Origin of the sequence: Nocardia blacklockiae, assembly GCF_015477355.1 — a bacterium.
Classification (GTDB): Bacteria; Actinomycetota; Actinomycetes; order Mycobacteriales; family Mycobacteriaceae; genus Nocardia; species Nocardia blacklockiae.
The window spans coordinates 53164-75725 of sequence record NZ_JADLRJ010000013.1; the positions used below are offsets into that span (position 1 = coordinate 53164).

Consider the following 22562-nt stretch of genomic DNA (forward strand, 5'->3'; position numbering starts at 1 on the left):
CGAATGCTCCGAGGCCGACCCGGATTCGGTTCGTACAGCGCCGAAATCTACCGGCGCCGAGACGATCCCGGGGAGGCCGCTCCACGCGGACGCGCTGCGTGCTACTGCAGCGCCAGCATGGTGCCGTTCAACTGATCGAACGGCCCGTACACGGTGAACACGACCCGGCCGTCCGGATACTGCGACGACAGCCCCGACGCCGCGTCGAGCGCCTGCCCGAACGACGCCGCCGACGGGTGCGGCAGGCCGGAGATCGCCTGGCCGAGGTGAGACTGGTGCACCCATTGGGTGTCCCCGTGGCTGAGGTCGACCTGGACCCCGCCCGGCAGCGGGGTCACCGCGACCGCATTCGCGGACCCGGCCCCCAGCACACCGATAACCGAAGCAGCACCGGCGATCATCGCACCGGCAACCAGCTTGCGAACTACTCGCATAGAGATGAAACCTGCTTTCCGACGTTCGTAGACACCCACAGCCCCGTTGCCACCCCCAGCAACGGAACCTTCCAACGCGCAACACTTTATGACGCCGATCACCTATAGGGCCAGTTAAGTGCGGATAGTCGTGCCGAACACGCCGCCCGGTACGGGATCCGCGCCCTACATGGCCGGTTTCCGCGATGCGTGCCCGGCGCGTCGGGCACGCGGCGCGCGGACGGGCGTCAGGTACCTGCGGTCACACGCACTTGCGCTCACCGGAACCGGACGGTCGGCTTTCGTCGATCGCGGCACGTCGGCGGCCGTCGGGCACCCGGGCGTCGCGCACCGCCGCCGCATCGACGCCACCGCGATACCCGGGCGCGTGACAGCACTTCGCTATGAAACGCGAATTGCCGCGGAAGTTTCCGGACAGAACCGACAGAAAAGGCGAAGATCCATTCGGAAGCATTCCACCGGTCCGGCAACCTCCCGTCGATGCGCGGCGCGAATACCCGCACCGGACGGCCGCGAGAAAATACGCCGATCCCGCGTCCGGGACATACCGCACGCAAAGACCGAATTCCGCTGGTAGTGCGACAGCGCGCGCACGCTGTTACTGTGGCCCGAGCGCGTCAGGGGCGTCGATTCCCGTGCTGTGCGCGCCATTTGTCACCCATCGTCGAGAAACAAGGGAGTTCCGCACCGTATGTCGTCCATCGTCTACGACTACCTGTTGCCGTTGCTCGGACCCGAGCAGGCCGCCTACTGGGCGCAGATCCTGGTGATCAGCCCGGCCGGCTGAGGACGCCCCACACCTCGCCGGCCGCTCGCGCCGGCGCACGGCGGCACCCGTATCCGGGTGCCGCCGTTACTGTTTGCCCGTCCCGCTCGGACACTGCCGAGATTGCAATTCGAACGCGGACCGGTCCAGGTCCTGTCACACGCCGAACGCCCTGTGTCGCAGCACTATCCGGCTTCGAACCGGCAGCGTCCCGCTCCCGTCGCGGTGATCGCCGGAACCCCTTCCGCCCCAGGCCGATTGGCCGGGGCACCGGATATCACGCAGACCGTTCCGTTCGTGATATGTAAACGAAACACGCTTGCCGACAACTGTTTCGGGGTTCGTCAGTCCGCTCCACTTGTCGGACCACCCGAGTAGCGTGGCAATTACCAGCGCCCCATGGCGAGTTCGCGGGGCCGTGTTCCAAAGGCGGAAGGGCCGTGTCGAACATTGACGAGCGCATCCGGATGGCGGTGGAGTGGCTGCGCGGCAGCCTGCTTCCCCATCCCAGCGGCGGCGCCGGCTGGGGCTGGATTCCCGATGTGCCGCCGAACCCGCAGAACACCGCCGAGGTGGTCTGCATCCTGCACCGCGCGGGCTGCGAGATCCCGCGCGCCGCAAAGGTTGCCGCGCTGGTCCGGGCGACGGTGGTGGAGCGCCCGATCGGCGACGAATGGTACTTCCGCACGCCCATCGACGTGGCGTGGCGGATCCGCGCGCTGCGCTGCCTCGAGGTCGAGGAGACCGACCCGGGCCTGACCGGCGCCCTGCGCACCCTGCTGGACCAGCAGGACTCCGAGACCGGCGGCTGGCGGATGTCGGGCTTCCTGGGGCCGGTCTCGGTCACCGCGACGGCGGCCGCGGTCCAGGCGCTGATCGGCGAGGGCACCTTCGACGGCGAACGGCACCAAGCCATCTCGCGCGGCATCGCCTATCTGGTCTCGGCCGTGTTCCAGGAGCCGCGCACGCTGCCGATGTACGCGGCCGCGCACATCGCCACCGTGCTGGCCCGCCCCGAGATCGCCGAGATCGGCGACAAACGCGCCGAGCGCGCCTGCACCCTCGCGGTCAAACGCCTGCTGACGGGCTTGCGCCGCAACGAATGTGAGATCGACACCGAGATCTTCCGCCGCGACGACCTGGTCGACACCTGGCGGCACCTCACCCTGCACCTGGCGATCGGCGCGGTGGTGTCCGCCGACAGCCGCACCATCTTCGACCCCGCTGTGCGCGGCGCGATCGTGGAGCTGCTGGAGATGCAGGAGGTGGACGCGCTGGCCATCTACCGCGGCGGCTTCCGCATCTCGACCGAGGGCCCGGTCACCTCCTACGCCACCACGCAGGCGCTGGAGGCGCTGCTGCAGGTGCGTCCCGCGATCAACGAGCGGGTCAACCCGGCGAAGGTGTACGACGAGATCTGCCGCGCCGACGGCGCCCACCACAGCGACCCGCAGGCGGTGGCGAAGGTGCGCGGCCGGCGCATGCTGATGAACTCGACCGCCGGCGTGGCCCTGCTGCTGGTCGGCGCCGCCGCGGGCGGCACCGTCTTCGCGCTCGCGGTCGGATTCGACCAGGCGCTGGGCAAGATCGGCAGCCGCGCCCTGGTGGTGTGGGGCACGCTGCTGTTCGCCTCCGGCACCTACTGCGGCCTCGCCACCCGCTTCCCCCGGCTGCCGAAACGGCGGGTGGCCGGCGCGGTCTTCGCCGCGTTCACCGCGCTGGTCCTGCCCGTGGTCTCCTTCCTACTCACGTAGTCACGTGCGCGCCCCACTGGTCCCGCTCGTCCTGATGGTGGCGGTGACCTGTCTCTGGGGCGCGTCCAGCGCGCTGCTGGCGGTGCTGGCCGTCCCGACCACCGCCGGACTGGTGGCGCTGGGCGGGGCGGTGACGCTGCTGCTGCTCGCGTGGCTGTGCGGGGAGCGCCCGTGGGCGGCGCTCGCGGCGCAACCGTCGCTCTATGCCCGGCTCGGCGGGCTGGAGACGGCGAACCTGGCGCTGTACGTGGCCGCCCTGCGCATCGGGCCGCTGCCGGTGGTGGCGGCGCTGCACCTCACCGCGCCCGTGCTGATCATCACCGCGGCGCTGGTGCGTGGCAGGCGGCCGCCGACCATGGCGGTGGTGCTGGAACTGGTCCTGGTCGCGGCGGCGATCTGGCTGGTGACCGGCAGCCGCCCGGCCGCGGCCACGGCCGGGGCGGCGGTGGCCGGGTGCCTGCTCGCGCTGGGCAGCGCCGCCTGTGTCGCCGCGCTGGTCAGCCTCATCGCGCGAGAAGCGGGGCCGGACAACACGATTACCTCCGCCGGGCTCCAGCTGCTGGTGGCGGGCGCGGCGAGCAGTCCGTTGCTGATCATCGATCCGCCGGGCCCGCGCACGACGGCCGCGCTGGCCGCCGTGGGCGCGCTGCTGCTCGGGCCCGGCTTCGCGCTCTACTGGCAGGCGCTGCGCTGGCTGGACGCGGCGACCGCCGGCATCGTCGGGCTCAACGAGGCCGTGGTGGCGGCGCTGGTGGGCGCGCTGTGCACCGAGACCCGGCTGACCGCGGCGACGGCGGGGGCGGGGGTGCTCATACTGCTCGCGGTCGGGCTGGAGCAGCGTTCGGTGACGCGGCGGCGTGTGCCGCCCTGACGAACGCCGCGCAGGCCGCCGGATCCTTGTCGCCGCGGCGGCCGTCCACGCCGGAGTTGACGTCGACCCAGCACGGCCGCACCGCCTCGATCGCGGCCGCCACATTGCGCGGGTTCAGCCCGCCCGCCAGCATCACCGGGAAATCCGTACCGGCCAGTTTCTCCACGATTCGCGCGCTGATCGACCAGTCGTGGGTGCGCCCGGTGCCGCCGAGCCGGTGCGCCGACCGGGAATCGAGCACCACGCCGTCGCACTCCGACGCCGCCGCCACCGCGGCGTCGACCGCCTCCGGGCCGGTGACGTGCACCGCGCGGACCACCCGGCGGCCGTCGGCCCCGGCCGTCACCGCGCGCACGGTGTCGAGGGTGATCAGCCCGTGCAGCTGAATGCAGTCGACCTCGACGCGATCGGCGAGGCGCAGCACCGCGGCGGCGTCGGTCAGGTGGGTGACCAGCACCCGCTCCACCGTCGGGGGCACCAGCCGCGACAATTCGCGGGCCTGCTCCGCGGAGAGCACGTCCTCACTGAAATGTGTTGTGCCCGAGATGAATCCGGCCGCATCGGCATCGGCATCCAGCACGGCCCGGAGATCGGATTCGCTCCGGATACCGCAGATCTTCGCTCGGACGTTGATCATCCGGCACACGATACTGCCTAGTCTGTGCCGCATCCGGCGAGCTGACGCCGGAGAACGAACGCTTGTCATCGCCGGCGGGTGAGCGCCGGATCAGCCGGAACGGCCGTGGTCAGCCGGCCGCCGGAGCCGCCGGATCACACCGCACGGCCGCGTCGACGTTGATGCCTACCCCCTCAGTATGAATACCCCCACGACCGGGAAGATATCACGCTCCGATCACACCCCGGCCGCACTTCTCCGCGGCAGCCCGCCCGGCTACCGCGTCGAAGAAGAAGGGGACGAGTCGGCCTGTAAGCCGGATCCTGTCCCAGCCGAGGCTGGGGGCGACCATCCATCTGGGTGCACCGTCGCCGGGCACCTCGAGCGGCCCACCCGCAGGCTCGGGCGAGCAGCCCTCGAACGCCTGCGCAGCCGCACTCCGGGGAGTGCGACCTTCGACCTTGCTCCGGGCGGGGTTTACCGAGCCGCCCCGGTCACCCGGGGCGCTGGTGCGCTCTTACCGCACCGTTTCACCCTTACCGGCGCGTGTGCGCCGGCGGTCTGTTTTCTGTGGCACTGTCCCGCGGGTCACCCCGGGTTGCCGTTAACAACCGCCCTGCTCTGTGGAGTCCGGACTTTCCTCGGCGACAGGCGGCGGCACACAGGTGCCCGTTCCTGTCGACGCGGTCGCCCGACCGACTCGTCTGTCGTCATTGTGCCGCCCCGGTCCGGATGCCGGTGCACGGGCCCCCGCTACCGGCGGATCGGGCCTGATCAGCGAGACGGCGGCGCGATCCCGACCGCTTGTCGCCGAACGGTTTTCGCGATTCGGGCACACGGGTGACCATTTACTGTTACCCGCGGGCGGACACCCGAAACGCCCGGGGCGGCGGCCGGTGCGCGGACCCACCGCTCCGGACAGGGGTCCAGGTCAGCGGCCGATCTCGCGAGGCGTTACGGTATTTCGCCATGGAGCGTGTCGAGGTGGGGTTCCCGTCGGGAAGCGAACAGTGTGCAGCGTGGCTCTATCGCCCGGACGGCCCGCCGAAGCCGCGGCCGCTGGTGATCATGGCGCACGGGCTGGGGGCCGACCGCGAGATGGGTCTCGACCGGTACGCGCGCCGGTTCGCGACGGCCGGAATGGGCGTGCTGGTCTTCGACTATCGACACTTCGGCGCCAGCGGCGGGACGCCGCGCCAGCTCATCCACATCGGCCGCCAGCGCGAGGACTGGCGGGCCGCGATCGCCTTCGCCCGCACCCTGCGCGGCTTCGACGCGACGCGAATCGCGCTGTGGGGCACGTCTTTCGGCGGCGGGCACGTGCTCTCCATCGCGCACGAGGACGACTATCTGGCCGCCGTGGTGGCGCAGTGCCCGTTCACCAGCGGCTGGGCCTCGGCGCGGGCGAAGGGACCGATCAGCCTGTTCAAGACCGGCACGGTCGCCGCGACCGACGTGCTGATCGGCCCGATCCGCCGCAAGCCGATCGGCGTGCGGCTGGCGGGCCGCAAACGCTCCACCGCGCTGATGAGCGCCGCCGATGTGCCCGAGGGCTTCGGCCGGCTGGCCGAGGAGAGCGAGCAGTACCAGCCGAAGGTCGCCGCCCGCATCGGTCTCTCCACGCTGTTCGACTCCCCGTGGCGCCGCACCAAGAACATCAAGGTGCCGGTGATGTACGCGATCTGCGACAACGACTCGGTCGCACCGGTGGGCCCGACGGTGAAGGCCGCCGAGCGCACCAAGCACGCCGTCGTGAAGCGTTATCCCATCGGTCATTTCGACATCTACTTCGACGACTGGTTCGAGAAGGCCGTCTACGACCAAGCCGATTTCCTGGTGTCGGTGCTGCGGCCCTGAGCCGGTGGGCGACGGCGTGATCGTCCGGCGGGTGCCCGCCGGGGACTGGCGGACCGCCCGGGTCGCGCGGCTGGCGGCGCTGGCCGGGTCCGCGCCCGGGACCTTCTCGCTGTCCTACGAGGACGCGGCGGCATGGGACGAGGACCGGTGGCGAGAATGGGCTGCCGGGCGGGTCCTGTTCGTCGCCGAGTCCGGTGGTGACGTGCTCGGGTGTGTGGGCGGGTTGCTGGAATACGGTGTCCCGACGCTGGTTTCGATGTTCGTCGCCGCCTCCGTGCGTGGGACGGGCGTGTCGGACCGGCTCGTGGACGCCGTGGTGGCGTGGGCCCGGGAGGCGGGGCATCCGCGCTTGCACCTGTGGGTCACGCACGGCAACAGTCCCGCCAAGAAGCTGTATCTCCGTAAGGGTTTCGCGCCGTCCGGGCGGAAACGGCCCGGCTCCCTGGATAGTCCGCGGGTCGACTACGAGATGGTGCGGTCGCTCTGAGCGCGGGTGTGGGCCTGTCCGCGGAGGTCGGCGCGCGCCCCCGGGCTCCCGTAACCCGTTGCCGCGCTTACAGGTACGACGTGTCGTTGACCAGGCGTACCGACGCGCCGCCGTCCGGGTAGAACTCGGCGATCGACAGCGACGCCAAGTCCAGGTGCAGCCGGTACAGCAGCGACGGGCCCACTCCCAGGGCGATCTGCAGCAGCGTCTTGATCGGCGTCACGTGACTGACGACCACCACGTTCTGTTCGGGATACAGCGCCACGATGTCGCGGCGGGCCGCCTCCACGCGCTCGCGCACCTGTGCGAAGCTCTCCCCGCCCGGCGCGGGCAGGCCGGGATCGCCCAGCCAGCGCGTGTGCAGGCCCGGATCGCGTTGCGCCGCTTCGAGAAAGGTCAGACCCTCCCACTCGCCGAAATCGGTCTCGATCAGCGTGTCCAGGACCCGGACGGGCGCGTTGAGGGCCTGCGCGACGGCGTCGGCGGTCTCGCGCGCCCGGCCCAGCGGGGAGGTCACGACGGCGGCAATATCTCCCTTCGCCGCAAGGTATTTGGCCGCCCCCGCCGCCTGCTCGTGGCCCAGCGCGGTAAGCGGCGGGTTGCCGCGGCCCGAATACCGCCGCTGCACCGACAATTCGGTCTGCCCGTGCCGGAGCAGCAGAAACCGGGTGGGCCGTCCGCGCGCACCGGTCCAGCCGGGGGCGGTGGTCGCGGTCGGATCCGACGAACGGGCCTGTGTCGCGGGCCGATCGGACGTTTCGGCGCGGGCCTCGGCGATCACCTTCGCGTCGTCCATCGCCTCGTTGGCCAGCCGGTCGGCGTGCGAGTTCCGTTCTCGCGGAATCCATTCGAAACTCACCCGGTCGAACCCCGCGACCAGCTGCCGGGCACGTTCCGCGAGCGGAATCATGCCCGCGTGCTTGACCTTCCAGCGGCCCGACATCTGTTCGACGACGAGTTTGGAGTCCATGCGGACGTCGACCTCGCGGGCGCCGAGTTCGGCCGCCGCCGCCAAACCGGCGATCAGGCCCCGGTATTCGGCGACGTTGTTGGTGGCGATGCCGATCGCCTCCCGGCGCTCGGCCAGCACTTGCGCGTGGTCGCCGTCCCACACCACCGCGCCGTATCCGGCGAGGCCGGGGTTGCCCCGCGAACCACCGTCGGCCTCGACGATCACCTGTGTCACCACCGCGCTCCCTCCGCGCCGGGCCGCGCCCGATCCTCGTTCACCCTGCCGTCTCCCGCGTCCCCGGTCGCCGCGGAGCCACGTCGCGCACCCGGGTCATCGGGAAGCGCCACGTCGTGCCGGGCGGGACCGGGCGGTGCGGTTCACAACCCGGATTGCTTGGTGCGCACCAGGATCGCCCCGCATTCGGGGCAGCGCACCACGACCTCCGGGTCGGTCTTGGCGATCCGGGCGATCTCGCCGCGGTCGAGTTCGATCCGGCAGGCGCCGCAGCGGCGGGCCTGCAGCAGCGCGGCGCCCACACCGTGCTGCGCGCGCTGCTTGTCGTAGATGGCCAGCAGCTCGGCGGGGAAGGCCGTGAGCAGCTGCTCCCGGTCGGTGGCGCAGCGGCCGCTCGCGACCTCGAGATCGGCGAGGGCCTCGTCGCGGCGGCGCTGGGCGTCGGCGAGATCGGCCTCGGCCTTGGACAGGTTGGCGCCGGCGTGCTGGTGGTCGGCGACGGCGGCCTCGCGCCGCTCCATCACCTCGAGCAGGTCGTCCTCGAGGACGGTGCGGCGGCGTTCCAGGCTGCCGAGTTCGTGCTGCAGCTCCGAGAGTTGTTTGGCGCCGACGCTGCCGCTGTCGAGCATGCCCCGGTCGCGCTGTTCGCGTTTGCGGACGCCGTCGATCTCGGTCTCCAGCTTGCGGATGTCGCGGTCCAGGTCGTCGATCAGGATCTCGACCTTGACGGCCGCGTCCTTGCGCGTGCTGCGCTCCGTCTCCAGCCGCTGGACCTCCTGCTGCTCGGGCAGCACCTTGCGGCGGTGCTCGATCCGCGTCAGCTCGGCATCGACGGCGGCGAGGTCGAGCAGCTTGGCCTGGATCGGTGGTTCGACATTCAACGCGGAACTTACTCCTCGACGCTATGGACGGTTCGGCGGCAGCGGTGGCCCGGTCGGGCGTCCGGCACCGGAGTTCAACCGTACTCCGCCGGCGACTCGTTTCGTCCCAACCCCACCGGTCCGGGGAGGCGGCGGAGACCCGGGGCGGCCCGATCGGGCGCTGTGGCAGGCTCGTGGCATGCACAGTTACGAGGTGGAAGTGGTCTGGAGCGGGGCCACCACGGGCTATCGGTCCTACTCCCGCAATCACCAGGTGCTCGCGCCGGGCCGGGAGCCGCTGCCCGGCAGCGCCGACCCGGTGGTCGGGCGCGGCGACGCCACGCACTGGAATCCGGAGCTGCTGCTGGTCGCGTCGCTGTCGGAATGCCACATGCTGTGGTACCTGCACCTGTGCACCGAGGCGGGCATCGTCGTCACCGACTATCGGGACGCGGCCGAGGGCACCATGAACGACGAGCGCTTCGTGCGCGTCACCCTGCGGCCGCACGTCACGATCACCGACCCGGCGCACCACGACACCGCCCGCGACCTGCACGCCGCGGCCCACAAGCGTTGCTTCATCGCCAATTCCGTGAACTTCCCCGTCGACCACGAGCCCACCATCACCACCTGAGCCGGGTCAGGCGGCCTCGAAGTCGTCGAGTCCGTTCAGCCGGGTGTTGTGCGCGGCCCGGATCAGCCACGCGCCGCCGCGCTCGACCAGCACCAGGGTGATGAACCCGCGCCGGTCGGCGGCGGGCGCGTGCGGCAGGACGTGACCGGGCCAGCGCCATTCGGTGTGCACCAGCGCGACTCCCGGCGCGATCTCGCTGATTTTCACGACTTCCTGGGAATAGTTCTTCTTCTGCGCGAGAACCGATTCCGGGACATCGACATGTCCCGCGACGTTCTCCGTCCGGGTGCGCCACCAGAGGCCCCGGTGCGTGATGAAGTCGCAGTCCTCGGTGAAGTACTCACTCCACCTCCGCATCTCGTGCCTGATCCACAGATCGGTGTGCGTCGCGAGGGTGTCGCGGATGCGTTGTTCGTCGTCGGCGTCCATGCGACCATCCTCGAACCTCAATGTTGGTTGAAGTCAAGGGCGGCGCGCGTCAGTCGTCGGCCGCGCCTAGGGTCCACGGGTCGGTGCGGCGGGTGGAGACGCGGGTTTCCAAGGTGGGGAGGGCTTTTCGGACGACATCTGCGGCCTGGGCGCACCAGGGGAATTCGGTGGCCCAGTGGGCGGCGTCGATGAGGGCCGGGCCGCCGGCGCGCAGGTGTTCGTCGGCGGGGTGGTGGCGCAGGTCCGCGGTGACGTAGGCGTCGACGCCGAGGCGGGCGACGGTGCGCAGGAACGAGTCCCCGGCGCCGCCGCAGACCGCGACCGAGCGGATGGTGCGGTCGGGATCACCGGCCGCGCGCACGCCCCAGGCCGTGCCGGGGAGCGCCGCGCGCACGCGAGCGGTGAAGGCGCGCAACGATTCCGGACGGGGCAACTCCCCCACCCGGCCCAGGCCGCGCGCGGACGGGAGGTCGGCGGCCTCGGTGACGTGGAAGGCCGGTGACTCGTAGGGGTGCGCCGCGCGCAGGGCGGCCAGCACGGCGGATCGCGCGGACGGCGGGGCCACCACCTCGACGCGGTCCTCCTCGACACGGGTCAGCGAACCTACCTCGCCGACAGTAGGATTCGCGCCCTCCAGCGGACGGAACTGTCCCGTGCCCGGCACCTGCCAGCAGCAGTCGCGGTAGTGGCCACCGGCGCCCGCACCGGCCGCGAACAGCGCCGCGAGCACGGTCTCGGTCTGCGCACGCGGCACCTGCACCGACCATAGGTCCACGGGCGCTTCGGGTTTGGGCTCGAGCGGGCCGGTGACGGTGAGTCCCAGCGTGTGGGCCAGGGCATCGGAGACGCCCGGGTCGGCGGAGTCGGCGTTGGTGTGCGCGGTGAACAACGCGCAGCCGCTGCGGATCAGCCGGTGCAGCAGCGCGCCCTTCGGTGTGCTCGCCGCCACGGTGTCCACGCCGCGCAGCAGCAGCGGATGGTGCACCACCAGAACCTCTGCGCCCCAGTCGATCGCCTCGTCCACCACCGCGGCCGTCGCGTCCACGGCGAACAACACCCGCGACACCCGCTCCCCGGGATCACCGCACACCAGCCCCACCGAATCCCACGACTCGGCCAGCCGCGGCGGATACGCCGCATCCAGCGCCGCGATCACCTCGGCCAGCACCACCGCTCCCGTTCCCGTCACCGAACCTCCTCAGCTCCAGTCACTGTCACCCCGCCACACCGCCCACGGGGCATTCATCTCTACTCCGCCCGCTGAATCCGTGAGCGATCCCTGCGTCGCGCCCTGGCCACGGCTGCACCTGGCGCGGTGGTGGGGCCAGGGTGGTGTCCGTCCATCGCGTCACAGGCCGATCTCCTCGATCGCGGCGACGAGGCGGTCGACTTCCGCTGGGCCGCGGACGGCCAGGCGCAGATGGTGGGAGTCCAGGCCGGGGAAGGTGTCGCCGCGGCGGACGGCGATGCCCCTGTCTGCCAGGCGTTTGCGGAGCAGTTCGCCGTCCGGGACGCGGATCAGCAGGAACGGGGCCTCGGCGGGTTCGTGTACCTCGATGCCGAGGGCGCGCAGGCGCGGGATCATCGCGGCGCGGTCGGCGGCGATGTGCTCGGCGCGGGAACGGGTTTCGGCGAGCGCCGCCGGATCGGCCGTCGCCGCAACGGCTTCCAGTTGCAAGGTGCCCAAAGGCCAGTGGGCGCGGCCGTGGCCGAGGCGGGCCAGCACGTCCGGCGCGCCGAGGAAGTAGCCGCAGCGTAGGCCCGCCAGGGCCCAGGTCTTGGTGAGGCTGCGCAGGACGAGGACGTCCGGCAGCGCTTGTCCCGCAAGCGATTCCACCTCCCCGGGGACCGCGTCGGCGAACGCCTCGTCCACCACGACGAGACGGCCCGGCCGCCGGAGAGCGTGAATTGCCGTCACCGGGTGCAGCACCGAGGTCGGGTTGGTCGGGTTGCCGACGACCACCAGGTCGGCCGCCTCCGGTACCAGCGCGGAAGCCAGCTCGTAGGGCGGTTCCAGCACTACCCGGGCGACCGGCACACCCGCCTCCCGCAGCGCCAGTTCGGGTTCGGTGAACGACGGATGGATCACTGCGGCGAGCCCCGGCGTCAGTCGCGGCAGCATCGCGAACCCCTCCGCGGCCCCCGCCAGCAGCAACACCTCCTCCGGGTCCCGCCCGTGCCGCGCCGCAACGGCCGCCCGTGCGACCCGCTCCTCCTCCGCGTTCGGATATCTGCCGAGGTCCCCCAGCCGCTTCGCCAGCCGCTCCCGCAACCATCCGGGCGGCGCTCCACCCTGCACATTCACCGCGAAATCGAGCATCCCGGCCCGCACCTCGACATCCCCGTGATGCCGCAACTTCGCCCGCTCACCACTCTCCGCTGCGACGAAGCCCGAACTCGCACCCTCCGCTGCCATGAAGCCCGAACTCGAACCCCCCGCTGCCACGAAGCCCGAACTCGAACCCCCCGCTGCCACGAAGCCCGAACCCGAACCCCCTGCTGCCACGAAGCCTGAACTCAACCTCACCACCACCCGAGGACAACGGCACCGCCACCCGACAGCCCCACAATCGCACGACGCATAAGCGTGGGTGCGCCCCCGAACGCACTGCCGCCGCACACCTCCGTCGCAGCCGCGCGCCACGCATGCGCCCAGGTACGCCCGGTCGTGACAGCGCCGGCGCGCGGCGGGGCGGCGGCGGTCGCACGGCGGGGCGGGGTGTCCTGTGGCACAGCCACCCACCCTACGTGGCCGGGGCAGGTGCGGACCGGACAGAATGGCTGGCGTGGGCGAGCTGCATGTGACCTTCATCTGTACCGGCAACATCTGCCGGTCACCGATGGCCGAGAAGATCTTCGCCGCGCACCTCGAGCGCGCGGGGCTCGCCGACCGCGTGCGGGTGAGCAGCGCCGGGACCACCGCCTGGCACGTCGGGTCGGACGCGGATCCGCGCACCACCGCGCTGCTGCGCCGGCACGAGTACCCGATCGGCCACGTCGCGGCCATGATCGGGGCCGACCACCTCGACGCCGACCTGGTCGTCGCCCTCGCCGGTACGCACGAACGCGAACTCGCGGCGCTCGGCGTCCCCTCGGCCCGGCGGCGACTGCTGCGCAGCTTCGACCCGCACGCCGACGACCACGACGTGCCGGACCCGTACTACGGTGACGATGCCGAATTCGAACTCGTCCGCGAACAGATCGAGGCGGCCGTCCCGGGCCTGCTCGACTGGGTCTGCGAACAACTCGGCGAGAGCAGCCCCGGCCGATGAACGTGCTGCGCCGGATCACTTTCCTGCTGCGACCCAGCTGGCTGATCCTCGCCGTGGTCGTGGTGGCGTTCGCGTATCTGTGCTTCACGGTGCTGGCGCCCTGGCAGCTGGGCAAGAACAACAGCACCTCGCATCGCAACGACCTCATCGCGGCCTCGGTGAACGCCGCGCCGGTCGACGTCGCCACGCTGCTGAACGATCCCGGGGCCAAGGACACCGAGTGGCGGCGGGTGGTCGCGACCGGCAGCTACGTGCCCGGTTCGATGGTGGTCGAGCGGTTGCAGCGACTCGAGGACAAGCCGGCCTTCGGGGTGCTCGCCACCTTCCGGCTCGACGACGGCCGCACCCTGCTGATCGACCGCGGCCTGGTGTCGGCCGCGGACGGGGTGCGCATCCCGCCCCTCGCGGAACCGCCGACCGGCCCGCAGCGGATCGAGGGCCGGGTGCGTCGGTCCGAGGGCGTCATCCCCGGCAAGGACCCGATGACGCAGGACGGCTGCCGCCAGGTGTATTCCGTTGACACCGCGCAACTTTCGACCGTGCTGGGCAGCCCGGTCGACGCCATCCCGCCCGACGCCGGCTACCTTCAGCTCACCGAGGGCCAACCGGGCGCCTTCACCCCGCCAGCCCTTCCCCAACTCGACGCCGGTCCCTACCTCTCCTACGGCCTCCAGTGGATCGCCTTCGGCATCATGGCTCCCCTCGGCCTCGGCTACTTCGTCTGGGCCGAACTACGCGAACGCCGCCGAGAACGCGCCACCCCACCCGAACCTCCCACTCCCACAAGCGATCCCGTCCCGAAACCCACCCCCGATTCCCCTGCCGACACGGCCCCGAATTCCAACGCCGCCCGCCTGGCCGACCGTTACGGCAACACCCACCGCTGAGCAGTCCGCCGATTCGACCCGGAAACGGCGGCCTCGCCGTAGACCGGCCAGCGTGTCGGCGAGTTCAGGGAGCCGGAGTTCGGTCCTGGTCACCGCGGTGTCGGGTGATGGGGGCTATCACTCCCGTGTCGGGTGATGGGGCTATTGGCTGTCACCCTGGTGTCGGGCGATAGGGCTATTGGCTATCACCGCGGTGTCGGGCGATGGGCTACCGGAGGCGAGACGGTCGACGGTCGCGGGACAGGGCGAGGGCCGCGGTGGTGAGAGCGGCGGTGAGCTGGACCAGTTCGGACATGCGGACCGTGCGGCGGAGGTCGGAGACTCGGGGTGCGGGGCCGTCGCCGAGGGTGGGGCGGAGTTCGGTGCCGTGGGGGTAGGCGGTGGGACCGCCGAGGCGGATGCCTAGGGCGCCGGCCATCGCGGCTTCGGCGACGCCCGCGTTGGGGCTGGGGTGGGCGGCGGCGTCGCGGCGCCAGGCGCGGAGGGCGTCGGCGGGGCGGCCGCCCGCGAGTGGCGCGAGCAGCACGGTCAGTGCGCCGGTCAACCGCGCGGGGATCAGGTTGGCGAGGTCGTCGACACGCGCTGCGGCCCAACCGAACCGGCGGTAGCGGTCGTTGCGGTACCCGACCATGGCGTCGAGGGTGTTCACCGCCCGATACCCGAGCAGCCCCGGCACACCCGCGACCGCACCCCAGAACAGCGGCGCCACCGCCGCATCGGAGGTGTTCTCCGCCAACGACTCCACCGTCGCCCGAGCCAGCCCGTCGGCATCCAGCATTTCCGGATCCCGCCCGCACAGCGACGGCAACAACCGCCGCGCCTCCCCAACCTCCCCCACTTCCAAGTACCCCGCCATCTCCCGCCCCGTCCGCGCCAACGTGGTACCGCCCAACGCAACCCACGTCGCCAACGCCGTCACCACCACACGAGACCGGGTCTTCGTCGCACGCTCCACCCCCACCGCGGCCACCACCACGCCGCCGACCAGCACTGCCTCGTGCAGAACTCCGGCGGCACGCCGATCCCGATACGTCACCGACTCCAGCCACCCCGCGACCGTCCCGAACCCCGCCACCGGATGCCACCGCCGCGGATCGCCCAGCAGCCGATCCAGCCCGAACCCCGCCACCAACCCGATCGCCCTGGCAACACCCATACGCACCGGCCGAGGGTAACCGCGACAGCGCATCCCGACCCATCCGGGCGCACGGTTCGAAGCCCGACAATGCCGCTGCTGTCCGTGTTCCGCACACCGACAGGCCCGGCGTCCTGCGGACACCGGCAGGCAGGTCATCCACGCGTGTGCAGACCTCCGAATCGGCCCGGCTTGTGGACACCTCTGCTCACCGATGAGTTTCCCCGGACCTGGGCGTCTAGATCATGGAAGCGACCGGTCGGGCGAGAGGACGTCGGAACATGAGCACATCCATGGTGATCGTCGCGGGGCACATCACCGTCGAGCCCCGGCAGCGCGAGGCCTACCTCGCCGGCTGCGAGAGCATCGTCGAGCAGGCGCGCCGGGCGCCGGGCTGCCTCGACATTGCGATCTCGCCCGATCTGATCGACCCCGCCCGCATCAATATCTTCGAGCGCTGGGAATCTCGAACAGCCCTCGAGACACACCGCGGCAGCGTCGTCGACGACGAACAACGCCCGGCGATGCTCACCGTGTCCGTGGAGGAGTACGACATCGCCGCCGTGGGGGCATTGTTCGGCCGAGACGAGGAATGAAGCCCGACTGCACGCACTCACGCGGCCGAGGGGCCGGATGTCACACTCCGCGCCGCCACGTCGTCACTCCGATAACCACCGATAAGCTCGGGCGGACGGAAGGAAGGCAGCGTGACCACTGAGGGATGTGCCGGTGCGATCGACCGGGCGGAGTTGGCGCGGCGGTTCGAGGAGCACCGGCAGTATCTGCGGCGGCTGGCCTACAGCACGCTCGGCAGTCTCAGCGACGCCGACGACGTGGTGCAGGAGGCGTGGCTGCGGTTGCAGCGGTGGCACGAGACCCGTTCCGACGACGAGCGGATCGACAATCTGCGCGCGTGGCTGACCACGGTCACCGGCCGGCTGGCCCTGGACCAGCTGGGCTCCGCCCGCGCCCGGCGCGAACAGTACGTCGGGGACTGGCTGCCCGAACCGGAGGTCACCACCATGGACGATCCCGCCGACCGCGTCACCCAGGACGAGCGCGTCACCACCGCGCTGCTGGTGGTCCTGGAGTCGCTGTCACCCGCCGAGCGCACCGCATTCGTGCTGCAGGACGTGTTCGGCATGTCCGGCCCGGAGGTCGCCGAGGTGGTCGGCCGCACCCCGGCGGCCGTGCGCCAATTGGCTTCGCGCGCACGCAGACACGTCGAAGAGGCCACGCCGCGTTTCCCCGCCTCCCGCGCCGAGCACGAGAAGGCCGTGTCGGCGTTCGCGCTGGCCTGGCGCTCCGGTGATCTGAGTGCGCTGCTGGGCGTCCTCGACGACAAGGTCGTGCTCACGGCCGACGGCGGCGGCAAGGTGCCCGCGATCCGGCAGCCGGTGCAAGGCGCCGAGCTGGTCGCGAAGATGTTCCTCGGCTGGTACCGGGCGGGCACCGGCGCGTGGGGCCGGCACGTGCTGGTCAACGGCGTTCCGGGACTGATGGTGTTCGACGGCACCCACGTCGGCGTCTTCTCGTTCGTCCTCGACGACGGCCGGATCACCGGCATCAACGTGGTGCGCAACCCCGACAAGCTGCGCGATCTGCCGGACGGCGGGCCCGACTGGTACCTGTGAGTCAGGACTGGCGGAGCTGCCAGTCGCTCGGCAGTCCGTCGACCTTCACCGTGGTCCCCCGCGCCTGAATGGTGACCGTGGCCGAGCCCAGCCGCAGGTCGGCGAGCCGCACCCGGCCCGCGCGGTCGGGCAGGCGCGGCGCGATGGCCAGCGTGCGGTTCGGGACGTCGGGTTGCAGGCCCAGGTAGGAGCGCATCAGCAGTAGTGGCGCGGCGCTGGACCAGGCCTGCGGGGAGCACGAGGTCGGGTAGGGCACCGGCGCGGGAAAGTCCTTGCGGGTGAAGCCGCAGAACAACTCCGGCGGCCGCGCCCCGAACGCCAGGATCGCCTCGAGCAGGCCGCCCGCCAGCCGCTCGGCCAGCTCGGTCGCGCCCGGAATGTGGTGGTAGCGCAGCAGACCGGCGACGGCGATCGCGGTGTCGTGCGGCCACACCGAGCCGTTGTGGTAGCTCATCGGGTTGTAGCGGCCCATGGATTCCGCGAGCGTGCGCAGCCCGAAGCCGCTGTCCATCCCGGTCTCCGCGAGCCGTTCGATGAGCACCGCGGCGCGCTCGTCGGGCACGATCCCGGTCCACAGGCAGTGCGCGACATTGCTCGACAGCGCGTCCACCGGATTCTTGTGCGCGTCCAGAGCCATGGCGTACCAGCCGGATTGGGGCAGCCAGAACGCCTCGTCGAAGTGCGCCTTGAGTTCCGCGGCCTGGGTGCGCAGGCGGGTGGCGGTCTCGGTGTCGCCGAACGCGTCGGCGATGTCGGCCCGGCCCAGCCGCGCGGCGTAGACGTACCCCTGCACCTCGCACAGCGCGATCGGCGGGTCGGCTAGGTGGCCGTCGGCGAAGGAGATCGCGTCCCAGCTGTCCTTCCAGCCCTGATTGGCCAGGCCCTGTTCGGTTTTGCGGCGGTATTCGACGAAGCCGTCGCCGTCGGTGTCGCCGTAGGAGTCGATCCAGGTGAGCGCGGCGTCGGCGGCCGGCAGCAGCGCCTTGACCACCGGTTCCTCCGCGCCCCACCGCCAGCATTCGGCCAGCAGCATGACGAACAGCGGCGTCGCGTCGACGGTGCCGTAATACACGGTGCCGCCGAGCACTTCGTCGCCGGCGGGGCCGTGCCGCATCTCGTGCATGATGCGGCCCGGTTCCTCCTCCGTGATCGGGTCGACGTGGGTGCCCTGCAGCGCCGCCAGCTGTTGCAGCGTGCCGAGCGCCAGATCGGAATCCAGTAGCAGCGCCATCCACGAGGTGAGCAGGCTGTCGCGGCCGAACAGCGTCATGAACCAGGGTGCGCCCGCGGCCACGTAGGTCGGGGCGTCGCCGCCCTGGTCGTCGATGCGCAGCGCGCCCAGATCGCCCTCGGTGCGTTGCAGGATCGAGGTCAGGCCGGGGTCGCCTGCGGTGAGGCTGGTGGCCGTCGCGCGCCACTGCTTCATGCGATAGGTGGGGCTGTCCTGGTCGTCGTCGCTGAAGGTCGCCTCGACGGCGCGGTGGCCGATGATCGGGCGGCAGCGCACGATGGTCTGCCAGTGCCCGCGCCGCGGCACGACGACCCGCCAGGTGAGCGTGCCGGGCTGGGTGGCCGGGTTGCCCTCGGCGCTGATGGTCAGGCCGCGGCCGGGGTCGTCGCGATCGGACAGGTGCAGTTCGCCGTCGGCGGCGGTGAGTTCGCAGCCCCCGCCGTGCACCTGCCCGGCCTTGACCGCGAACAGGTCGGCGAAGTCGGCGTCCACGGTGATCGACACGGTCATCGCGGTGTCCTCGTCGCCGAGGTTGTACACGGCGATGATCTCGCGCATCCCGTCGCCGATCATGCGGCGGCGCAACACCAGCACCGTGCTGTCGGCCACGCCCTGCCGGGCCGGTTTGCGCAGCACGAACCGGGCGCGGAAGGCCTCCGACATCATCACCGACAACTGCTCGGGCCGGTGCCCGTCGAGCCGCAGCTCCCAGCGCGAGACGACCCGGGCGTCGCGATAGAACAGTCCCTGCGAGGTGCCGGCGTTGATGTCGCCCAGCGGATCGGACAGGCAGAAGGTGCTGGCCTCGACCATCGTCACCACGCCGCCGCCCCCGCCGATGATCGGCATCGGCTGCCCGGCGTTGAACACCGACGGCCCGCTCATGCGCGCACGTCCGGCGCGGTGCGGGTGACTGCAGGAAACGGCACGAGACACATCGCCTTGACTCCTCGTCGCTGAGGTGGGAAGAGCGCGATCCGACAACCATCGAGAACCGAACACACACGGGTGCGCAGACCACGCTGTCAGAAACCCCTACCCCGCTCAAGACCGCCGGGTTCGACGCCCCGGGTTGTTACCCCATCGTTGCCGGAGCGGAAGGCGCGACTCCCGCACCGCACCCACAGGTTTCGCCGGGGCGCAGGGAAACGTCGAGGGGGTTGCGGGCGGCGGCCGAGGTGAGCAGGGCGGCATCCAGGGCGTGGCGGGCGATGACGTCGATAGGTTGCTGGACGGTGGTGAGGGTCGGGCGGGCGTAGGTGTTGGCGGCGTCGCCGTCGAAGCCGACCAGCGCGAGATCCTGCGGGACGCGGACGCCGCTGTCGGTGACGGCGCGCAACGCGGCGGCGGCCTGGCCGTAGGTGCCGACGACCATGCCCTGCGGGGCGCCCGCGGCGGCCAGGTGTGCGGTGACGGCGTGGTAGGCGCCCGCGGGCGTGAGGTCGGTGCGGATCGCGCGCGCCGCCGACCGGCCGACGACCGAGACGTAGCCCTCGTAGCGCTGCGCGACGGTTTCGCGGTCGCCGTGCTGGACGTCGCGCGCGGTGAACCCGCCGACGAACACCACATCGGCGCGGCCGTGCGCGGCGACCAGGTGTTCGGTGGCCAGCGCGCCCGCCCGCACGTGGTCGGCCCCGATCACGGGCGCGTCGACGGTCCCCCGGTTGTTGTGCACCCAGACCACCGGAATGCGTTCCTGGCGGCACAGCGCGGCGGTGGCGGGACCGCTGGCGCTGCCCACCACGATCAGGCCGTCGATGCCGGAATCGGCGAAGGCGCGGACGAATTCGATCTCCCGCTCCGGGTCGTAACCGGTGTTGCCGATCAGCGTCAGATGGTCGCGACCGCGCGCCTCGACCTCGACGCGGCCGACCAGCGCCCCGAACAACGGCAGGGTCAGATCGGGAACGAGCAGCCCGATCTGCCGCCAGCGGCGCGGCCGGCGCAGCGCGCGGGCGATGCGGTCCGGCCGGTAGTCGAGTTCGTCCAGGGCGGCGACGACGCGCGCCCGCAGCGCCTCGGAGACCGGGCGCGGTCCGTCGTTGAGGACATAGCTCACCACGGCCGTGGACGTCCCGGCCCGGCGCGCCACATCGGCCAGCGTCACCCGCTTGGCAGTCATGATCGGCCCCATCCTCATCGCTCGCACACCGGTCCGGCAAGGATTCGAACCATGCTGATTCTCTCACCGTATGCGCAGCTCAGAGGGTACGCAAATCGATTAGATTGGTAACCTCCGCGACCCCCGGTCGCAACATCCGATTGGTGGAGTGAATCGCATGGCCTTCGTACGACCGACCGGTGTCACCTACTTCGATCCCGAGTCGGCACACCACAGCTACGTCCTCTATTCGGGAGGCGACGGCGTCACCCGGCTCATCGATCTGAACGGCGCGGTCCACCGCGAGTGGCCGTATGCCGGTGTGCCGCCGCGCATTCTCGATCCCGCGCTCAACGGCGGGCGGCTCGGCGACGTCGGGGTGCAGCTGTCGGCGGGTGATGACCCCCGCGGCGGGATCTACGCCAACCGCACGGTCGGGCAGCTGTCCTGGTCGGGCGAGCCGGTGTGGGAGTGGGGACGGCAGGCGCCGGGCGGCGCGGCGCGCCAGAACCACGACTGGGAACTGCTGCCGAACGGGAATCGCCTACTGCTGGTGACGATTCCGCGCGTGGTACCCGCACTGGGCGACGCGGTCGTGGGCGACCAGGGCCTCTACGAGGTCACACCCGAGGGCGAACTCGTCTGGGAGTGGCGCGCCGGCGACCATCTCGACGAGCTCGGGTTCTCGGCGGCGGGCTGGGACGCGCTGCGCCGCACCGTGGCTCGCGACCCCGACGACCCGTGGGGCTACCTGGAGATCAACAGCGCCAAGACCCTCGGCCCCAACCACCGGCACCGCGCGGACCCGGACGGCGTCTTCCATCCGGACAACATCCTGATCAGCTACCGCAAGGCGAATATCGTCGCGCTGATCGACCGAGGCACCGGCGCGATCGTGTGGAAGCTCGGTCCCTACTTCGAGGAGGAGCCCGGCGCGCAGCACCAGCGGATCAACGTGCACAAGGTGCCGCGCCCGCTGGATCAGCTTTCCGGGCAACACAATCCGCACCTCATCGCCGAGGGGCTGCCCGGCGCGGGCAATATCCTCGTCTTCGACAATCAGGGCGGCGCGGGGTATCCGCCTGCGCCGCTGGGCATCTACGCGGGTTCGCGGGTGCTGGAGATCGATCCGGCGACCGAGCAGATCGTCTGGCAGTACACGGCCGAGGATTCCGGGCTGCCCTCGTGGACGTTCTTCAGCTCCTTCGTGAGCAACGCGCAGCGCCTGCCGAACGGCAACACGCTCGTCACCGAGGGCATGACGGGACGGCTGTTCCAGGTCACCGCCGAGGGACGGGTGGTCTGGGAGTACCACTCGCCGTACGTGGGCCTCGGCGTCGCCGGTGAGCCGGAGGTCCGCGAACCGCGGGTGCCGGGCGTCGACCGCGCCACCGAGACCTCCCTGGTCTACCGCGCCCAAGCCGTGCCCTTCGACTGGGTGCCCGTCGGCCCGCCGCGGACGCCGCCCGCACCGGTCGACACGCGAGCGACCGGCATCCGCCCGCCGAGCACAGCGGCCGACTCCCGGCACACCGGCGCACCGGGGAGCGCGACGCCATGACGACATCCAGCGTGCGAATCGGCACGGCCGCAACGGATTCCCCGCCCGACACCGAGCGCCGCCGGTGGCGGGGGCCGCGGACGCGCGGCGGGTGGGGCGCGGTGGGCGGCACCCTCGCGGGCCTCGTACTGGCCGGTGCGCTGTGGAGCCTCGTGGCGGCCACCGGGCACTTTCCCGCCGAGCTGTTCCCGAGCGTGCCGAAGATCGCGCGCGCCGGGCGCACGCTGTGGGCCGACGGGCTGCTGGTCCCGGATGTGACCGCCAGCCTGCGGCGCGCGCTGGTGGGATTCGTGCTCGGGTCGCTCGCGGGGATCGCGGCCGCGCTGCTGACCGCGAGCACCTGGGCGGGGCGGCGGCTGTTGCAGCCGGTGCTGCGGCTGCTGTCCCCCGTACCCACGATCGGGCTGGTGCCACTGGCGATCCTGTGGTTCGGACTGGGCGAGAACAGCAAGACCCTCGTCATCGCGCTGGGCGTGTTCGTGCCGGTGTGGATCAACAGTCACGCCGGATTCGCCAGTACCCCGGCCGATTTCCTGCGAGCGGCCCGCTGCCTGGGCGCGGGGCGCGTGCAGACCCTGACGCGCATCGTCGTTCCCGAGGCGATTCCCGATGTCGCCGCCGGGCTGCGCGTCGGCGCGGCGATGGCCTTCGTCCTGATCGTCGTCGCCGAGATGACCGGCACCACAGCGGGTCTCGGCTACCGGATCTACCAGGCGCAGCTGTTCTCGCAGGCCGATCGCCTCGTCTTCTGCCTGATCGTGCTCGGAATACTCGGGGCGGCTTGCGATCTGGCGCTGGCGGCGCTCACCGCGCCGCTCACCCGGTGGGCCCGAGAGGAGCACTGACC

General features: G+C 71.3%; 21 protein-coding genes and 1 other RNA gene. 11 read left to right on the forward strand and 11 right to left on the reverse strand.

Annotation, left to right across the window (positions count from 1 at the left end):
- Positions 1-101 precede the first annotated feature (101 nt).
- Entirely contained in the window at positions 102-434 is a 333-nt protein-coding gene (locus IU476_RS29365; RefSeq protein ID WP_195105542.1) for a hypothetical protein, read from the reverse strand.
- A gap of 1206 nt (positions 435-1640) precedes the next feature.
- Here IU476_RS29365 and IU476_RS29370 point away from each other — a divergent pair.
- Both IU476_RS29370 and IU476_RS37140 read left to right on the forward strand, forming a co-directional pair.
- Positions 1641-2954: a hypothetical protein gene (locus tag IU476_RS29370; protein ID WP_195105543.1), complete on the forward strand. Its 1314-nt coding sequence runs from the start codon at positions 1641-1643 to the stop codon at positions 2952-2954.
- Between the two features lie 4 nt (positions 2955-2958).
- Positions 2959-3825, forward strand: a complete 867-nt coding sequence (locus IU476_RS37140) for an EamA family transporter (protein ID WP_195105544.1) — start codon at positions 2959-2961, stop codon at positions 3823-3825.
- On the opposite strand, the gene IU476_RS29380 is transcribed toward IU476_RS37140, so the two are convergent.
- On the reverse strand, positions 3764-4462 hold the full coding sequence (locus IU476_RS29380; RefSeq protein ID WP_195105545.1) for a phosphoribosylanthranilate isomerase: 699 nt from the start codon (positions 4460-4462) through the stop codon (positions 3764-3766). The two genes, IU476_RS37140 and IU476_RS29380, sit on opposite strands and share 62 nt — an antisense overlap.
- Positions 4463-4737: 275 nt before the next feature.
- Positions 4738-5144, reverse strand: an RNA gene (gene rnpB / locus IU476_RS29385) — RNase P RNA component class A.
- A gap of 266 nt (positions 5145-5410) precedes the next feature.
- On the opposite strand from rnpB, the gene IU476_RS29390 reads away from it, so the two are divergent.
- Both IU476_RS29390 and IU476_RS36410 read left to right on the forward strand, forming a co-directional pair.
- Positions 5411-6298 (forward strand): alpha/beta hydrolase, encoded by an 888-nt coding sequence (locus IU476_RS29390; protein WP_195105546.1) that lies wholly within the window; start codon positions 5411-5413, stop codon positions 6296-6298.
- A gap of 4 nt (positions 6299-6302) precedes the next feature.
- On the forward strand, positions 6303-6785 hold the full coding sequence (locus IU476_RS36410; RefSeq protein WP_195105547.1) for a GNAT family N-acetyltransferase: 483 nt from the start codon (positions 6303-6305) through the stop codon (positions 6783-6785).
- Positions 6786-6852: 67 nt separating this feature from the next.
- Here the strand turns inward: IU476_RS36410 and IU476_RS29400 are convergent, their stop codons facing one another.
- Together IU476_RS29400 and IU476_RS29405 are read right to left on the reverse strand one after the other, a co-directional pair.
- Entirely contained in the window at positions 6853-7971 is a 1119-nt protein-coding gene (locus tag IU476_RS29400; protein ID WP_195105548.1) for a bifunctional RNase H/acid phosphatase, read from the reverse strand.
- Between the two features lie 143 nt (positions 7972-8114).
- Entirely contained in the window at positions 8115-8852 is a 738-nt protein-coding gene (locus tag IU476_RS29405) for a zinc ribbon domain-containing protein (protein WP_195105549.1), read from the reverse strand.
- Between the two features lie 178 nt (positions 8853-9030).
- Here IU476_RS29405 and IU476_RS29410 point away from each other — a divergent pair, with 178 nt between their 5' ends.
- Positions 9031-9465 carry an OsmC family protein gene (locus tag IU476_RS29410; protein ID WP_195105550.1) on the forward strand — a complete coding sequence of 145 codons (435 nt, stop codon included), beginning with the start codon at positions 9031-9033 and terminating at the stop codon, positions 9463-9465.
- A 6-nt stretch (positions 9466-9471) separates the two neighbouring features.
- On the opposite strand, the gene IU476_RS29415 is transcribed toward IU476_RS29410, so the two are convergent.
- The 3 genes from IU476_RS29415 to cobC all read right to left on the reverse strand — a co-directional run bounded on the left by IU476_RS29415 (position 9472) and on the right by cobC (position 12310).
- Positions 9472-9894 carry an SgcJ/EcaC family oxidoreductase gene (locus tag IU476_RS29415; protein ID WP_195105551.1) on the reverse strand — a complete coding sequence of 141 codons (423 nt, stop codon included), beginning with the start codon at positions 9892-9894 and terminating at the stop codon, positions 9472-9474.
- Positions 9895-9943: 49 nt separating this feature from the next.
- Complete coding sequence (locus tag IU476_RS29420) at positions 9944-11083, reverse strand: Nif3-like dinuclear metal center hexameric protein (RefSeq protein WP_324194406.1); 1140 nt, start codon at positions 11081-11083, stop codon at positions 9944-9946.
- A gap of 159 nt (positions 11084-11242) precedes the next feature.
- On the reverse strand, positions 11243-12310 hold the full coding sequence (gene cobC / locus IU476_RS29425) for an Rv2231c family histidinol phosphate aminotransferase CobC (RefSeq protein WP_195105552.1): 1068 nt from the start codon (positions 12308-12310) through the stop codon (positions 11243-11245).
- 361 nt (positions 12311-12671) lie between these two features.
- Here cobC and IU476_RS29430 point away from each other — a divergent pair, with 361 nt between their 5' ends.
- Positions 12672-13166, forward strand: a complete 495-nt coding sequence (locus tag IU476_RS29430; RefSeq protein WP_195105553.1) for a low molecular weight protein-tyrosine-phosphatase — start codon at positions 12672-12674, stop codon at positions 13164-13166.
- Positions 13167-13171: 5 nt separating this feature from the next.
- A complete protein-coding gene (locus IU476_RS29435) occupies positions 13172-14053 on the forward strand; it encodes an SURF1 family cytochrome oxidase biogenesis protein (protein WP_438944086.1) in 882 nt (293 codons plus the stop codon).
- Positions 14054-14261: 208 nt separating this feature from the next.
- Here IU476_RS29435 and IU476_RS29440 read toward each other — a convergent pair whose 3' ends face one another.
- Positions 14262-15209 (reverse strand): cobalamin biosynthesis protein, encoded by a 948-nt coding sequence (locus tag IU476_RS29440; protein ID WP_195105645.1) that lies wholly within the window; start codon positions 15207-15209, stop codon positions 14262-14264.
- A 272-nt stretch (positions 15210-15481) separates the two neighbouring features.
- Here IU476_RS29440 and IU476_RS29445 point away from each other — a divergent pair, with 272 nt between their 5' ends.
- Both IU476_RS29445 and sigJ read left to right on the forward strand, forming a co-directional pair.
- Positions 15482-15784 (forward strand): putative quinol monooxygenase, encoded by a 303-nt coding sequence (locus IU476_RS29445; RefSeq protein ID WP_195105646.1) that lies wholly within the window; start codon positions 15482-15484, stop codon positions 15782-15784.
- 111 nt (positions 15785-15895) lie between these two features.
- Positions 15896-16822 carry an RNA polymerase sigma factor SigJ gene (sigJ, locus tag IU476_RS29450; protein WP_195105555.1) on the forward strand — a complete coding sequence of 309 codons (927 nt, stop codon included), beginning with the start codon at positions 15896-15898 and terminating at the stop codon, positions 16820-16822.
- Position 16823: 1 nt separating this feature from the next.
- Here sigJ and IU476_RS29455 read toward each other — a convergent pair whose 3' ends face one another.
- Together IU476_RS29455 and IU476_RS29460 are read right to left on the reverse strand one after the other, a co-directional pair.
- Positions 16824-18938 (reverse strand): amylo-alpha-1,6-glucosidase, encoded by a 2115-nt coding sequence (locus tag IU476_RS29455; RefSeq protein WP_195105556.1) that lies wholly within the window; start codon positions 18936-18938, stop codon positions 16824-16826.
- Positions 18939-19128: 190 nt separating this feature from the next.
- Positions 19129-20175, reverse strand: a complete 1047-nt coding sequence (locus IU476_RS29460) for a LacI family DNA-binding transcriptional regulator (RefSeq protein ID WP_228824525.1) — start codon at positions 20173-20175, stop codon at positions 19129-19131.
- Between the two features lie 157 nt (positions 20176-20332).
- Between IU476_RS29460 and IU476_RS29465 the strand changes: the two genes are divergently transcribed.
- Positions 20333-21715, forward strand: a complete 1383-nt coding sequence (locus IU476_RS29465; protein WP_195105557.1) for an aryl-sulfate sulfotransferase — start codon at positions 20333-20335, stop codon at positions 21713-21715.
- Positions 21712-22560, forward strand: a complete 849-nt coding sequence (locus IU476_RS29470) for an ABC transporter permease (protein ID WP_195105558.1) — start codon at positions 21712-21714, stop codon at positions 22558-22560. Before IU476_RS29465 ends, IU476_RS29470 begins: the two co-directional genes overlap by 4 nt.
- Positions 22561-22562: the final 2 nt, after the last annotated feature.